Here is a 16500-nt window from a genome sequence, read left to right as displayed (position 1 = left end):
TGATGGATATTTAAAGATTGTAATTTCATTTATCTATGTATCAAATTTCCGATTTATCACTCAAAATAAACCTGATAAATATCACTTTCCCTATAAATCTACGAAAACGTTTTCTTTGTTAATTATTGATTTTCAAAGCATTGACATGTTGTCGATTAATCTATAATAAATTAGCTAAAGTTTAATAAGTTAATGCATTAAAGTCCTCTAAAACTTTCGTAATTTTGCAATCGTTTAACTGATTTTCAACTACTAAATAAAAATATATGAGTCAATTTGATGTGGCCATTATCGGTTCAGGACCAGGCGGATATGTTGCAGCCATCCGTTGTGCACAATTAGGATTTAGAACAGCTATTATTGAAAAATATTCGGTTTTAGGCGGAACTTGCCTAAATGTCGGCTGTATTCCTTCTAAAGCATTGCTTTCTTCTTCTCATCATTACCACGATGCAGTAGCTCATTTTGAAGAGCACGGTATTGAGGTTGGAAAAGTGAAACTTAACCTTGAAAAAATGATAGGTCGAAAACAAGCTGTAGTGGATCAAACTACAGGAGGAATCAAGTTTTTGATGGATAAAAATAAAATCACGGTTTTTGAAGGAATTGGTTCCTTTGAAGATGCTACTCACGTGAAAGTAACCAAAAATGATGGTTCTTCTGAAACGATTGAAGCAAAGTATTCGATTATCGCAACGGGTTCAAAACCATCAAATTTGCCATTCATAGCATTAGATAAAGAACGCGTAATCACTTCTACCGAAGCATTGAAATTAAAAGAAGTTCCAAAACATTTAGTCATTATTGGCGGTGGAGTAATTGGAATTGAATTAGGGCAAGTGTACCTTCGTTTAGGAGCACAAGTTTCTGTGGTGGAATTTATGGACAGAATTATTCCCGGAATGGATGCTTCGTTATCGAAAGAATTGACCAAAGTGTTGAAAAAACAAGGCATGAAATTTTATACTTCTCACAAAGTAAAATCGGTTAACCGAAAAGGGAAAGCCGTTACTGTGGAAGCTGAAACACCAAAAGGAGAAATTTTATCTTTAGAAGGTGATTATTGTTTAGTTTCTGTGGGAAGAAGACCTTATACCGATGGTTTGAATGCCGACAAAGCAGGTGTAAAAGTTACCGATAGAGGTCAGATTGAAGTGAACGATCATTTGCAAACATCCGCTTCAAATATTTATGCTATTGGCGATGTGGTTCGAGGAGCGATGTTAGCTCATAAAGCAGAAGAAGAAGGTGTTATGGTTGCCGAAATTTTAGCCGGACAAAAACCGCATATCGATTATAATTTGATTCCGGGTGTAGTGTATACATGGCCGGAAGTTGCCGCTGTTGGAAAAACTGAAGAGCAATTAAAAGAAGAAGGCGTTGCTTTCAAGTCAGGAAGTTTCCCATTCAAAGCATTGGGAAGAGCAAGAGCGGGTGGCGACACAGACGGTTTTGTAAAAATCTTAGCCGATGCCAAAACCGATGAAGTGTTAGGTGTTCACATGATTGGTCCGCGTTGTGCCGACTTAATTGCAGAAGCTGTAACAGCAATGGAATTTAGAGCCAGTGCCGAAGATATTTCGAGAATGAGCCATGCTCACCCAACATTTGCAGAAGCGGTTAAAGAAGCAGCTTTGGCGGCTACGGATGATAGAGCTTTGCATGTGTAATTCTTAGTCAATAGATAATTTAGTGAAACCCGCTTTTAGCGGGTTTTTTTTATTCTCTGCGAACTTCCCACTTACTATTCATTAAATCGATTTGTAAAACATGTTGCGAGTTAGGTTCAGTATATTGTTTTGTAATTGTTGTCCATTCATCAAATTTTTTTCTATTTTTAATTAGAAAATATCTTTGCGACATCTTAAAGGCTAATTCACTTTTTTCAAAATCACTTTCAGTCATTTTAATTCCTTCTAAAATCGTTTTTTCAGCCAAATTATTTTTGTTTTGAAATACATATGAATGCCCTAACTCTCTATAAAATAAATAGTTTTTTGAGTTATTATTAATTGCTTTTTCTAAAACCAAAATCGCTTTTTCGTATTGACCTAAATGATTGTAGGCATATGCTAGTTCAAACTCTAAACCATCATAATGAGGATTCATTTTATAAGCTTTTTCCAGATAAGTTAAAGCTTTCTCACATGCCCCTAAGTGATTAAATTGAAAGCCATAATCTTTTAAAGTCTCTATGCTTTGATCATTTGAAGGCAGATAGATTTTGAGCCAATCAGGAATCTCTGGCAATCCAATTTCTTTGAGTTTATCATTCGGAATAATATAAACATTTGACGTTTTATAAGGCTCAAGTCTTATTTTTGATGAATAATTTTCATCAATTTTATTTATTTTAAAAGAACCGTCATTTTTAAGCTGAATTGTTCCTTCATAATTTAAAGTAAATCCCGCTTGTAAATCCAAATACACAAATCCAATTGGATAAAGACTATCTACTTCTTTTTTGGGAAACAAAACCCATCTGTCTTTGGCCTCATAGTATTTTGTATCAAATATTATCTCTTTATTACTTGATTGGCAATACGAAGAAAGATGTACTAATAAAATAAAAATAGTCAGACAGTATATTTTCATGATTAATTAATTTGCAAGTCAAATATACTTTTTTTCTCACACCAATTATTATCACATAATAATATTATTGTGCAAAAATTCTATATAATAATTTCATTTAAATAATTAATTTGATGAATATCAGTCATTAAGAGACTTTTAAAAAGTTTTCTTAAAACTTCCAGTCAAATTCATCCTGATTTTTAATAATTGCTCCAATTTCAACTTTGATCACTTCATCAAATTCAGTTTGTAGAATCGTCCAAAAATCTTCATTGAATAAATTTGAGAAAGAATCAAATGATTCCACTTCAAACGATTTTAATCCTTTTTTAGATAAATATTCTTTAGATTCATTTGCGTTTTTACCGATAATTTTTTCATCAAATAAAATCGCTTTTGGGTTTGAAACGATAATGTAGCCTAACTTAAAATCTTCCTCAGCATAAAAAGTTAAGCGAGCTTTCAGAGAATTATACATCAAAACCATATTATCCTCTTCATCAATAAAAGAATGATTGGGTTGGCCATAAATGGCTTCTACATCTTTTTGCTTCATTCCAAAAAGAAGTTTATCATATCCGAATTTTGGTTTAATTTCCATTATAAATTTTGTTGATTAATTAATTTTTTTGTCAGTAAGTTAAATCGATAAAACAAGAAAAGTGCAGCTACGGTCAATCCGGCCAGCAAACCAATCCAGATACCAATTGCTTTAAGTTCGGTGTACAATCCTAAATAAATTGAAATCGGAAAACCAATAATCCAATAAGCCACGAAAGTAATATACATTGGAATTTTTACATCTTGTAATCCGCGTAAAGCTCCTAAAACTACCACTTGCAATCCATCTGAGATTTGAAATAAAGCCGCCACCAATAACAAATTGGAAGCTATCGCTACAACTTCTAAATTATCTTTCAAATAAACTGCTTGTTCCAAATCTAAAAATGGCAATGGTAAAACTTTATGGAAAACGACAAAAATTAATGCAAATAAAATTTCTAAAATCGTAGCCAATAAAAAAATGGAAATGGCCACCACTCTTAACTTCGTATAATCTTGTAACCCTTTTTGATTTCCAACTCGAATCATAGCCGTCACACTCAATCCCATCGCAAACATAAACGTCAAGGAGGCTAAACTCAACGCAATTTGATTCGCAGCCTGACTCGTTGTACCAATCATTCCACTCAGCCAAATCGCTCCGGTGAACAACGCCACTTCAAAAAACATTTGCATTGCTGATGGCGTTCCTAAATTGACAATTTTTTTAATCATCGATTTCGAAATTTCATCCCAACTGAATTTTTCAAAATAGGGATGAAATTTTGGTTTTTTTACCATCACATAATGCATAAAAGCAAGCATCACAATTCGCGAGGTTATCGTTCCGATGGCTGCTCCTACTATTCCCATTTCGGGGAAAATCCATATACCAAAAATCAGAAAATAATTGATGATTACGTTCACAATATTTCCGATAATGGTTGCCCACATCGAATATTTTGTTTCGCTTTTTCCATCAGCAAACTGCTTGTAAGCCTGAAACATAATTAACGGAATGAGCGAAAACGCCACAATATCTAAATACGGTTTTGCTAAATTCACCACTTCTTCCGGCTGACCCATAAAACTAATTACCGGTTTGGCAAAAAAGATGAGTAAAAACAAAATCACACCTAATAATGTACACAAAAACAAACCATTATGAAATGCACTCCTACCCTTTTCAATCGAGTTTTCACCATCAGCTTCAGCTACAATTGGCGTGATGGCGGTAGAAAAACCAATTCCCAACGACATCGCAATAAAAATAAAACTATTTCCCAACGAAACAGCTGCTAGTTCTTTTGGTCCGAGTTGACCAACCATCGCATTATCCACAATACCCACGACCGTGTGACCCAACATTCCAATGATGATGGGATAAGCCAATCGCATATTGTAGTTGAATTCTTTGGTATATGTTTGAAGAGTCATAATTCTTAATTTCGACGGCAAAAGTACATCATTTGGACTGATAAAATGAAAAGAAAAAGTTAAGGACAGCAACATCTTTGGCTTAGTGGAAAGAAAACGCTAATTTTAACCGTAAAACTTAATCCTTGCGAAAATCAACATCTTCATTATTACTTTTCGGATTTCTTTTTCTGATGATTTTGGAAGGGAAAACACAAGCAATTAAAGACACGACTGCTCTTTCTGAAGTGATTTTGATTGGTTCGCCGATAAAAAACACGTTGCAAAAGGCGGCTTCGTCGGTTGCACTAATTTCTGCCAAGGAAATCAATCAAACAGATGGTGTGATTTTGACTCCTCTTCTCAACAAAACAGCTGGAGTTTATATGCAACAAGGAACATTAAACACGAATCGAATTACGATTCGTGGCATTGGAGCTCGTTCGCAATTTAGCACCAACCGAGTGAAAGCTTATTTTGAAGAAATTCCGCTATCCACGGGAGAAGGTGAAACCACTTTGGAAGACATCGATTTAAGTGTTTTGAATAAGATTGAAATCATAAAAGGACCTAATTCCAGCAGTTTTGGTGCGGGTTTGGGCGGTGTAATTAATTTGTTTGGGAATCAATCTTCAGAAAAAAATTCATTTGTTAAATCGGCGACAACCGTTGGTAGTTTTGGTTTGTTTAAGAATTCATTTTCAGGTCAAATGTCGAATTCCAAAACAAATTTATATGCCAATTACAGCAATTTGCAAAGCGAAGGTTTTAGAGCAAACAGCAGTTATGACCGACAATCGATTAATTTATTTGGAAAACATCAACTTTCGGAAAAAGGAAAACTGAATTTTATAGGAATTACTACTCGATTGAAAGCATTTATTCCGAGTTCGATAAACCAAACTGATTTTGATAATTCTCCCGAAATTGCGGCGGCTAATTGGGCTGCAGCTCGAGGTTATGAATCGTATGATAAATTGCTTCTTGGAATTGGTTATGACTATACATTTTCAGAAAAATGGAATTGGAATTCAACTGTATTTTCTAACTTTAAAGAAGCTTATGAACCGCGACCTTTTGATATTTTAGAAGATAATATCGTGAATTTTGGTGTTCGAAGTAAATTAAACTATACCGATAAACTTTTCTCTATACCCACAAAAATGAGTGTTGGAACAGAATTATTGCGAGAAAAATATACTTTTTCATTGTATGAAAATTTATACCAAACTCAACCCAATCAAGGAAGCATTCAAGGAAATAAATTTAGTGACGCAAGCCAGAAAAGAAATTATGTCAATCTTTTTTGGCAAATGGAAATGCAACTGTCAAGCAAAGTAAATTTAGAATCCGGCTTAGCTTTTAATCAAACAAAATATACTCAAAAAGACGAATTTGATACAAATTCAACTACGAAAGAAAATTATTCCTTTGATGCCATTTTATCGCCAAGAATTGGTTTGTCATATGAATTATCGAAAGGAAAAAATCTCTATTTTTCGGTTAGTAAAGGATTTTCGCATCCAACTGTTGCCGAAACATTGACTCCTGAAGGTCAATTGAATCCTGACATTTTACCCGAAATAGGAATCAATTATGAAATTGGATTTAAAGGAAACTTTTTGAAGAATAAAATTTATACTGAAGTGAATGTTTATGCAACAACCATCAAAAATTTATTGGTTGCAAGACGTGTTGCCGAAGATCAATATATTGGGATTAATGCCGGAGAAAGTCTTCATCAAGGAATTGAATTTTTGATTAATGGCAAATTAATTTCAACCGAAAAAATTCAATTGAATTCCTATGTTTCAGGAAGTTTAAATCATTTTGAATTTGTAGATTTTATTGATAATGACAACGATTTTTCCGGAAATCAATTGCCAAGTGTGCCGGAATTTCAATGGAATTTTGGTTTGGATTTTACGGCAAAATCATTCACTTTTTCAACATCGTATCGAACGGTAGGAAAAATGTTTTTGAATGATGCTAATTCGCTTTCTTCACAACCTTATCAATTGTTGGACATCAACACCAATTATACTTTTTCACTTTGGAAGAATTTAAAAGCAAACCTTCAATTTGGTATACAAAATAGTTTAGATGAAAAGTATGCAGCGAGTATTTTGCCTAATGCTGTTGGTTTTGGGAATGTGGCTCCAAGGTATTTTTACCCTGGAAATCCTCGAAATTATTATGGTGGGATGAGTTTAAATTATCAATTTAATTAGAATAAGAATTAAAAATAATTATAATTTACTTAATAGATTTTCTACTTCAATTTGGATTTTTTTGGGTCTTCTTGCAGGATTGTAAAGTGATGGATTTCTTGTCATCACAATTAAAGTAGCAATTTCTTCTTGATTCAGTTCAATCAGTTCTTTCTTGAAATAGAAATTTGCAGCATTTTCGACTCCTATTTGTCCATTAACAAAATCAGTCCTTTTTAGCATAAAATTCAATTGTTGTTTTGATGAAGTTTCCTTTTCAATTTTCGTAGCTAATGACAATTCAAACTTTAATATTTTAGGTGAAATTCTGTTAATTCTTTTAGGAATATACATCATTCTTGCAATCAAAATACTGACTGGCGGAGAACTTGAGGAATTCAAAGAATTAGTTAAATATTTAAAGGTTCCGCTATCCAAGGAATTATTAGTATCGATATTATACAATTCATAAAATAAACTTGGAAGATTATCGGCTTGTTTAATTTCTTTTACATAAGGTTCAATTTCATTATTTGTAAAATCAAGTCTCCAAGTACTTGTTAGTAAAATATAAAAAATCAAAATTATCAATGAAAATGATAAAAAGATATTTCGAAAAACCTTAATTAGTCTTGTCATTTTTATAACTATTCTATTTAAAATTTTAAACTGTAAGATTTTCAATAATTAAAAAATATACTTTTTCTCAACTCACTTTTTCACTGCTTTCACTTCTGAAACCGTCACCATTTTTGATTGCTTATTTCCCCAAGAATTCATAATATAATTCATCACATCGGCTACTTCATCATCGGATAAACCCATCGGAGACATTCTGCCATTATAACTTTTTCCATTCACTTTTATCGGACCGGATTGACCGTATTTTACGGCGTGAATACTTTCTTTTCGTTTATTTACCAACCAATCTGAAGCGGCTAACGGAGGAACGGTTTCGCTTCCTTTTCCGTTTCCTAAATGACATTGCATACAAAAATCAGCGTACACTTCTTTTCCTCTACTGATACTTTTTACCAACTCATCGTTTGATGGATTGATAAAATGATAAGCTGAATTTTCGTCGGCAAAAATCAAACTTCCAAAGGAGAAAAATAGCATGAAATAAATTCCTTTCATTATCCTTTTGGTACAATTTTGATGATTCCTTTTCCTTCCACAGCCATATAAATATATCCGTCAGGACCTTGTTTTACATCACGTAAACGACCAATATCGGTAGCTACTTTTTGACGACCAATTACTTTTTCGCCATCTAATTTAACCAATTCCAAATATTGAAAAACTAAAGAACCAACTAACAAATGTCCTTTCCAAGTTGGATAACGATCTCCGGCCACAAACACCATTCCGCTTGGAGCAATGGATGGCAGCCAATAATAAATAGGTTGCTCCATGCCCTCTTTTTCAGTAAGATTTGAAATTGTTGATCCATCATAATCGATTCCGTAAGTAATCACCGGCCAACCATAATTAGCCGCTTTTTTGACAATATTAATTTCATCACCGCCTTTTGGACCGTGTTCGTGAGTCCATATTTTTCCGGAAACAGGGTGCTTTGTCATTCCTTGCGGATTGCGGTGACCGAAAGAATAAACTGCTTCTTTTGCTCCTTGTTGACCTACAAAAGGATTATCGGTTGGGATTTTTCCATCGTCGTGCAAACGATATACTTTTCCACCATCTCTTTTGATATCTTGTGGGTTTTCAGGATGGTTTCCTCTGTCACCAATAGTAAAATAAACAAAACCGTCGTTATCAAAAGCAATTCGAGAACCAAAATGATGACCTTTGTTTGTGTTGGGTGTTGCTTTATAAAGTGTTTGAATTTGCGTAAGACTTTGGCCTTCTAACTTGGCACGAATAAGTTGGGTATGAGCTCCTTTTTCTTCGCCCTCGTCTGAAGAATAAGTAATATAAATCCATCCGTTTTTATCATAATTTGGATGAACTGCGATGTCCAACAATCCGCCTTGACCTCTGGCTACAACTTTTGGAACATTTGAAATTTCACTTTTTTTCTTGTCCTTAAGATGATAAATTATACCTGATTTTTCAGTCACTAACATTGAACCGTCCGGAAGCCATGTCATCCCCCAAGGGATATCAATTCCCGAAGCAACTGTTTCAAAAGTGTAATTCACTACTTCCGGTTGAAGAACAATATCGTTTGCTTTTTCTTGGGCTTTACAACTCGAAAATGTAAAAAGTATCAGTAAAATAAGTGGTCGTATCATAATTTATTTTTTTTTAAAAATACGTAAAAATGCTAAGAACAACTACTAAAATTAAGCTAAAATTGAAATTAGAACGGATAACCAATGGCTAAATTGAATACTAAATTCTCTTTTCGCCACGTTCCGCTACCAAAATTTATATCATCCAAAACCCAACGCTGACCGTCCGGCAAATAAGGTTTTCTTATCGGAAATGCAAAGTCGGTTCTCAGCACTAAAAATGAAAAGTCAAAACGAAGTCCTACTCCGGTTCCTACAGCGAGTTCATTTAAAAAATCTTTTGAAAACTTAGAACCAGGCTTATCCGGATTATCATTCATCAACCAAATATTTCCGGCATCAATAAAGACCGCTCCTTTGATAAAATTATAAATTTGAGCACGGTATTCGGTGTTGAATTCCAGTTTTACATCACCCGATTCATCCGGTAAAAATACACCGGCATTCACAGAATTATCATACGTTCCCGGACCGATAGAACGAGCTCTAAAAGCACGAATACTATTAGTTCCTCCGATAAAAAATTGTTTTATAAATGGCATTTCTTCTGAATTTCCGTAAGCGAATCCGGCTCCAACAATTAATCGACTGGCTATTTGGGATTCTTTTCCTAATCTAAAATAATGACGAAATTCATTTTCAATTTTTACAAACTGACTGAATGGAACATTAAAAATTTCAACTTGTTTATCGTTTTTTACGTTTGCTCCGGTTATTAATCCTGTAATATTCCCTGAAAAATCAATAGCTCCTCTGTAATAAAAAGTGTTCTTTTTTCTACGTTGCATTGTGTTGGTATACGTGTAGGAATACGTTGGTCCAAAAATCAATTGTCTGTCAATAATTCGTTCTAATGTCGGATTAATATCAATCTGATCTTGATACAATTGCGTTACATTTTGCGGACTTGTATACGTGATTTCGGTTAAATTCAAATGATGTTCTTTTCGCTCATTTTCCTTCCATAAATAACCAAAAGAGCCTTTGAAGGTTTGAAGAGAATATAATTTACTTCTTTTTTGAAATTCATAACCAATAGTTGCTTTTGTTTTGGGAACAAATCCACTAGCCGATTCAAATTTAAACGGAGCAATAATTCTTGGCCAAATTAAATTTGCTTCGGTTCCAACTCTATAAACATTAAAACCATTGTTTTGACCTGAAACTTGCACTTCCATTCCGCCAAAAGCTGAAATTGTTAATAATTCTGCACCTTTAAATGTATTGCGATTACTCCAATTAACATTTAATTCTGTTCCGGTATAATTGGCAGAATTGGTTTTAGCCAACAATTCCGTTCGAATTGATTTCTTTGGCATTGGTGTTAAATAATAAAATGTATTCAAGTAATTTCCGGTGGTATCGGCTACTTTAAATTCGTTTTTCACAAACTTAAAAGTTCCCATATTTACCAAACGATTTAGTGACAAATTGTGATTAGTTCTGTTGTATAAATCATTCTTTTTGAAATATAACGTTCGATCAAAAATTCGTGGTTCAAATAAATTTTCAGGATCAATAATCGTAAAATCATTATGTCGAACTACTGAATCGGATGCGATTCGGATACTATCATTTTGAATCGTATAATTCGGATAAACGACAATATCTTTTATGCGAAATTGTTTCTTAGCCAAAACCGGAATATCATCTTTAATTTTCACAACTAAATCTACTTGATGTGGAGCCACAGTTGTGTCGGCTTGAATCAATAAATAATCAGCATTGAAATAATAATATCCTTTTTCTTTCAAACGCGAATCAATGCGAATTCGTTCTTCTTTAATTGTTTCTAAACTGTAGCCTTGTTTTGGACGTAAGCGACTTCGTCTTGTTGATTCACGAATATCTTTTGCCAGCTGAGTAGAATCTTCCGGAAAAGTTACATTTCGAATGATGTATTGTTTTTTGGGTGTAACAGTATAAACAACACTTGCTTTTTTATTTCTTCGAGTAGAATCGGATTTTGTTTCAGCATTGAAATAACCACTATTTTCTGCATAATTCTGTAAAACATCTTGATTATATTGTCGATCCACTTGACTAAACAAAACCGGTGGTTCGCCAACCGTATTTCTCAACCAATGACGAAATCCTTTTTCCTTTTTAGGTTCACCAGCGATATTGTAAAAATATAATTTCGGTTTTAAACCTAAAATAGATGAATTCGGTTTTGGACGTGGTAATTCATTCAACTGAGCTTTTAACTCCTTTTTTTCGCTTTTGGAGAGACTGTCTCCTTCCACTTTTACTTTTGCTCCGGTGTATAACAATTCACCTTCAGGCAAAAAACGCGTGTTGCTGCAAGAAGCAAAAAATGCAATGATGGAAAAAATATATAGTTTATTCAAGTTCTTCATGGATTCTTTTTTGAATTCTCTTCTTTTTTCTTGCTGAAAATTTCTCTGAATTTATTGTAATCAATCGTGATAATAAATGCCACTCCGGTTTCTACAACTTCACCTAAAAGGGCCACTTGATAAAGGTTTTTTCGATAGGCTTTTACGCGATAACGACCATCTTTAGACAATTGATATTCTGCAGAAATGTCTCCCGCAATGTTCGTAGCATCTTGGTTTTCTTGTTGCGGACCTTCTAATCCGAAACTGCTTCCGACCGTAATTTTTAAACGATCGTCTAACAACTTTTTAGAGAGAGCCACATTCAAATCGGTGCGGGATTCTCTTTGTCCGGTGGTAAAATCATCGGATGAATCTAAATCGAATTCCATTTCGACACCTTTAATTAAATCGCCTGCTAAATTGTTTAGTTGTTGTGATAGAATTTTACTGGCACTATCTCTCGCCAATGATTCAGCCGATGGACCGCCTGATGATGCAAAAGTGGTTTCACTCACAAATCGATTCAATAATAACAAAGCAAAAACTTGTTTGTTTAATTCATCCGGTTGTTGACGTAATTGGGACAGTTTTGCCTGAGTCATATTGATAATATCCGCAGAAACACTATTATTTCCATCTGGTAAAACTATATCAAATGAAATGTTTGGCTTCATTAATTCACCTGTCATAATCAATTCTGTTTCAAACGGAATACGTTGCAAATAGCGAGTTCTAACATCGGCTGAAACTGCTCCTAATTGATCACTGACTAAATCCAATGGAGAAGTTTCCGTTTTATAAACTGCCGTAATACTAATATTTGCCGAAGTTGGTTCGCCTGTCCAAAGAATGTAACTGCCGGATTTAATGTCGAATTTTCGTTTGATTAAATTGAAATTCATTTCATAACTACCTTCGGTAAATTCATATCGTCCGGTTAAGGTTGTTTTTCCGGAAGGATCAATTCCGCCACTCAATTGAGCTTCACCTTTTAATTTTAAGAAATCTCCGTTGGCTTTATCAATGATGATTGAAAACTCGGCTTCTTTATCAATTTCGATGTTGACGGCGGCTAAAATTCCACGAATATCGGATGTGTTTAATGAATCTTTCATCGTCAACGCATCATCAAATAATTTTACTGTATTAGGGTCGATGAATTCAACAATTCCCTCGCGATCAGCAATAGAAGGATCGGATTGAGGCAAAACAACTGTGAATTTTGTATCTTCATTTACCTTCAAATTTCCGTTAACAACCGGACTCGCTAAATCGCCTTTGATATCTAATTTTGTATCAATATATAATTCACCATAAAATAAATCACTGTCTTTGGCAGTTGAATTAATCGCTTTAAAATTATCAGCAACAACGTTTAAATCGAATTGAAAATCTTGAAAAGTGGAAGTCAAAATTCTTCCGTTTATATTCAAATCATTGTCTTTTTCATCTTTAATTCCAAAATTGTCAAACACTATGGATTCTCCTGTAAATTTGATTTGATCATTAATGGATTTAAAACTTGAATTGAGTGAAGTTACTTTAAATCCGATTTCATTAAAATCTAACGTTCCGATTACATTTGGTTTATCAACTGTTCCTGAAATATCAAAATTTCCGGTGAAAAAACCGGTGCTGTTGGTCAAATTACCCATTGTGAAACCTTGAATACTTTTTAAATTCAATTTTTCAATGTCTAATTTCATGTCAAAACTACTGTCGCTTGTGCGATAAAAACCATTCAAATCTACTTTGTTTTCTTGGTTTGTAATCGAAACTTCTGCGTTGAAAGTGGAAGCGGTTTCATTGTTCACTTTCAATTTAACATCGCCAACCGTATCTTTTTTGAATGTGAAATTTTCAATTGTTAAATCGGAAGTAAAAATTGGTGTTGAATTGATATCTCTAACATTTGCATTTCCATTGATTTTTCCGGTCATTTCTAACTGACTTTGTTGGGCGAAACTGGTTAAGGTTTCAATCTCAAAATTCTCAAAATCGATTGAAATTGGAGAACTCATATCGCTGGTTTCAGATTGAACAGTTAATTTATTTTCGCCTTTAGACAAATCAAAATTGGTTGCATTAACTCCTCGTTGTTCAAAACGAATGAGATTATCGGCCGCCAATTGCCATTCGTTGTAATTTAGAATTAGCTTTTCCGAATCTAAACTCACTTCGTTGATATCATTTTTGGCTTCTAAAGTTCCGGCTAAATAATAACGTTCTTCGTCTTTTGCATCGAGCAATTGTAAAGCATAATTCACCACATTATTTTCAACTTTTCCGCTTACAATCGTGTGTGGAATTTGAAATTGCTCACTTTGAATGTCATCAACTTCTAAATTATAAACCAACGCATTTTCTTCTGTGTTTAAATCTATAACTGCATTAGAAACTGTAATTTTTCCATATTTCACTAATGGAATTTTGCCTTTCATAATGATCGAATCATTCACCGTATTGTATCTTCCATCGATAGAAATCGGTTCTAAACTGATTAAATCCGGAACAATTTTTTGCAGCATTGGTGTGTTTTTTACTTCAACATTAAAAGCAAGTTGTTGTTCTTCTGTGTTTTCAGTGGTCGTAGTTGCTGAAGTTTTATAATATTTTTGAATAGAATTTGAAAGTGATTCGCCAATTTTTGATAATTTGTATTTTCCTAAAATCGCCGCATCTACAAATTGAGATTCCAATTTTATACTATTATTTTCTGCAGTCGATTCAGCCGAAATTTTAATGGAATCGAGAGCAAATTGTTCTTTTTCATTGGCTACAATAAATTCGTGCAAAACCACTTCGCCATTCAAAAAGTCAATATCGGTGGAAGCCATATCGGCTTCAACAATTCCTTTGAATCGGAAAGGTTTTTCCATAAAATTGAGTTTTTCCAAATCAACCATTTCTAAATTTAACTTCAGTTTTCCGGTTGGATATTCGGTTTTGAAACTTCCTGAAGCAATTCCGTCAAACGTGACATTTGGATCTTGACTTGCGGTTGTGATTTCAAAATCGCCATTTTGGATTGCTCCTTTTAGCGAAACATTTTGGTAAGTGTATGAATTATAAGTTGCTTTAATCACCTCTAAATCGGCATCGGCGGAAGCTGTTTTGGGTTCTAAACCAACTCCTTTTACATCGGCTTTTACAGTTAAAGTTCCGATGGAATCGTTTTTAATTAATTTACCCAAATCAAATTCCGTCAAGTCAATTTGAGCATCATACTGTTCGTTTCCTTTTTTGGATTGATCAAAAAGAGCAACCACTTTTGCATCTCCAAAACTGCTTTTTAAATTCAAATTGGTTGCAAAATTATTGATTAATCCTTTGAAGTTTCCATTGAGTTTAAATGTGGTTGGAAGTTCGATGTTGGATGGAATTGTATTTGGTGGAACAAATGTCAGCACATCTTTGGAAGTGGATTGAAATTGATCTATCGCAAGATCAAAATATGTTTTTTCGATATCAGGTAAACCAACAATTCTACCCGAAAGTGAAGCGTTAGTTTGACCAATTCCGCTGATTTCAAAAAATGGAATTTCAAGGTTATCTAATTTTCCTGAAAGTTCTGTATTTAAAAGCAAAATAGCATTTGGATGACTTTTAAACGGATTATCCTGAGCCAATTGCGGAGCAAAAAGCAACAAATCTTGAAAGGCTATTTTGGATTGTAAAAATCGAGCATCAAGCGAAATAGTTGATGGATCTTCGCTGATGGATTCAAGCGAAGGAAAACCAATCACTAACTTATTTTTAATTTCGGTTTGTGGTGTTTTTATAGCTAATTTTTCAAGTGAAATTCCGGTTGGAGTCATCTTGAAATCGGTAGAAAACGACTGAATTTCCAGACCACTTTTGTCATTCACTTGAAATGAATGAATGTTGGCTGCCATATTTTCGGTGGCGTAATTTAGCTTCGAAGCATCAAGATTTAGGTTTTGAAGATGAAGGTGCTTGTAATCAATACCTTTGGCGATTGGTGCTGATTTTTCATCGTCGAATTGAAAGTCTAATTTTTCTACTAGAATTTTATCCAGTTTAAATTTCCAATTGCTGGATGCGGTTTCAGTTGATGGTTCTTTTGTGACTATTTCTTCGATTTTTCCTAAAACAAGGTTGGCTTTGGTTTGTTTCAAATGCAATGAAGCGATATCGATAAATTGTTTTTGTAAATCGATTTCATTGAAACTAACCACTAATTTTTGAAATGCTAATCCTGTTTTTAATTGATTGGATTCGCTTTCGAAACGTATATCAATTTTTCCTAAATCGACTTCGCCTATTTTTAATTTTAGGTTGGGTTCGTTTTTGGCATCTTCGGCAACTTCTTCTGTGTTTTGAAGCACTTGTGCGATACCTTGTTTTAATTGAAGTGTTAATCCATCAATCTCAATTTTTGGCACTTCGAAATCTAAATTTTCCAAATCGAAGGTCCTGATTCGGGTGTTGAAATGATATAAATTAAGTTTGAAATCGTTTTTAGTTAACGCATCATCAAAAGTGAAACGAATGTTGTTTAAGTTGATTTTGTCTAATGAAATTTCGGTTGGTTCAGATTCCGGTTTTGGTTCTTCGGAAGCGAAGGCATTGATGATGTAATCAAAGTTAAATTCGCCTTCTCCGTTTCGATTGATGTTGGCTACAACTCCGGTTAGTTCAACATTTTCGATTTGGACTTTGCTACTAATGAGTTTGAATAAGCTAATGTTGACCAACACTTTTTCGCCATACAAAAGCGTGTCTTTTTGTTGATCTTGGAGATAAATTCCTTCTACGATAACGTTTTTTGGTAAACCAATTTCGATTCGATCAATGGAAACTTTGGTTTTAATTTTGTCTTCGAGATAGCTAACGGCTTTGTCTTTTACAAAATTTTGCACGGCGGGAACTTGAAGTAAAATAACCAAAAGGAGAAAGGTCAGCACGATGGAACCGATAATCCAAAGTAAAATTCGTGCTACTTTTTTTAAGTTCTTTTTCAAAGGTTCCTTTTGGGTTTAAAATTAGCTTATTTTGTTGGGTTTTCAAGTGTTAAAAAATGAAAATCCTTACAAAGGTAATTTTCTACTAATGAAAGTGATTATATTTTAACGTTGATTTGTTACAGAATTACCATATTTTGTAATGAAATGGTTCGATGGCACAGTTTCCGCC

10 protein-coding genes are annotated in these 16500 nt (G+C 33.8%); 2 read left to right on the top strand and 8 right to left on the bottom strand.

Annotated elements, in window-relative coordinates; genetic code table 11:
- Positions 1–266 precede the first annotated feature (266 nt).
- On the top strand, positions 267–1670 hold the full coding sequence (gene lpdA / locus B4N66_RS07730; protein ID WP_291093726.1) for a dihydrolipoyl dehydrogenase: 1404 nt from the start codon (positions 267–269) through the stop codon (positions 1668–1670).
- A gap of 49 nt (positions 1671–1719) precedes the next feature.
- On the opposite strand, the gene B4N66_RS07725 is transcribed toward lpdA, so the two are convergent.
- From B4N66_RS07725 to B4N66_RS07715, 3 genes are all read right to left on the bottom strand, one after another.
- Positions 1720–2475, bottom strand: coding sequence for a tetratricopeptide repeat protein (locus B4N66_RS07725; protein WP_291093724.1), 756 nt, complete (start codon positions 2473–2475; stop codon positions 1720–1722).
- A gap of 271 nt (positions 2476–2746) precedes the next feature.
- Positions 2747–3178, bottom strand: a complete 432-nt coding sequence (locus tag B4N66_RS07720; RefSeq protein ID WP_291093722.1) for a hypothetical protein — start codon at positions 3176–3178, stop codon at positions 2747–2749.
- The gene (locus B4N66_RS07715) at positions 3178–4557 is read right to left on the bottom strand and encodes an MATE family efflux transporter (RefSeq protein WP_291093720.1); all 1380 of its coding nucleotides are present in this window, start codon (positions 4555–4557) and stop codon (positions 3178–3180) included. Before B4N66_RS07715 ends, B4N66_RS07720 begins: the two co-directional genes overlap by 1 nt.
- 125 nt (positions 4558–4682) lie before the next feature.
- On the opposite strand from B4N66_RS07715, the gene B4N66_RS07710 reads away from it, so the two are divergent.
- Positions 4683–6767: a TonB-dependent receptor family protein gene (locus B4N66_RS07710; protein WP_291093717.1), complete on the top strand. Its 2085-nt coding sequence runs from the start codon at positions 4683–4685 to the stop codon at positions 6765–6767.
- 18 nt (positions 6768–6785) lie between these two features.
- Here the strand turns inward: B4N66_RS07710 and B4N66_RS07705 are convergent, their stop codons facing one another.
- The 5 genes from B4N66_RS07705 to B4N66_RS07685 all read right to left on the bottom strand — a co-directional run bounded on the left by B4N66_RS07705 (position 6786) and on the right by B4N66_RS07685 (position 16328).
- On the bottom strand, positions 6786–7385 hold the full coding sequence (locus B4N66_RS07705; RefSeq protein ID WP_291093716.1) for a transglycosylase domain-containing protein: 600 nt from the start codon (positions 7383–7385) through the stop codon (positions 6786–6788).
- A gap of 72 nt (positions 7386–7457) precedes the next feature.
- Positions 7458–7883, bottom strand: coding sequence for a c-type cytochrome (locus B4N66_RS07700; protein ID WP_291093715.1), 426 nt, complete (start codon positions 7881–7883; stop codon positions 7458–7460).
- A complete protein-coding gene (locus tag B4N66_RS07695) occupies positions 7883–9001 on the bottom strand; it encodes a PQQ-dependent sugar dehydrogenase (protein WP_291093713.1) in 1119 nt (372 codons plus the stop codon). The genes B4N66_RS07700 and B4N66_RS07695 overlap by 1 nt, the downstream gene beginning before the upstream one ends.
- A 68-nt stretch (positions 9002–9069) precedes the next feature.
- Positions 9070–11361 carry a BamA/TamA family outer membrane protein gene (locus B4N66_RS07690; RefSeq protein WP_291093710.1) on the bottom strand — a complete coding sequence of 764 codons (2292 nt, stop codon included), beginning with the start codon at positions 11359–11361 and terminating at the stop codon, positions 9070–9072.
- A complete protein-coding gene (locus B4N66_RS07685) occupies positions 11358–16328 on the bottom strand; it encodes a translocation/assembly module TamB domain-containing protein (protein ID WP_291093707.1) in 4971 nt (1656 codons plus the stop codon). Before B4N66_RS07685 ends, B4N66_RS07690 begins: the two co-directional genes overlap by 4 nt.
- Positions 16329–16500: the final 172 nt, after the last annotated feature.

The organism is Flavobacterium sp. UBA2787, from assembly GCA_002352205.1.
Classification (GTDB): Bacteria; Bacteroidota; Bacteroidia; order Flavobacteriales; family Flavobacteriaceae; genus Flavobacterium.
This window is presented reverse-complemented; position numbering and strand designations above follow the sequence as displayed.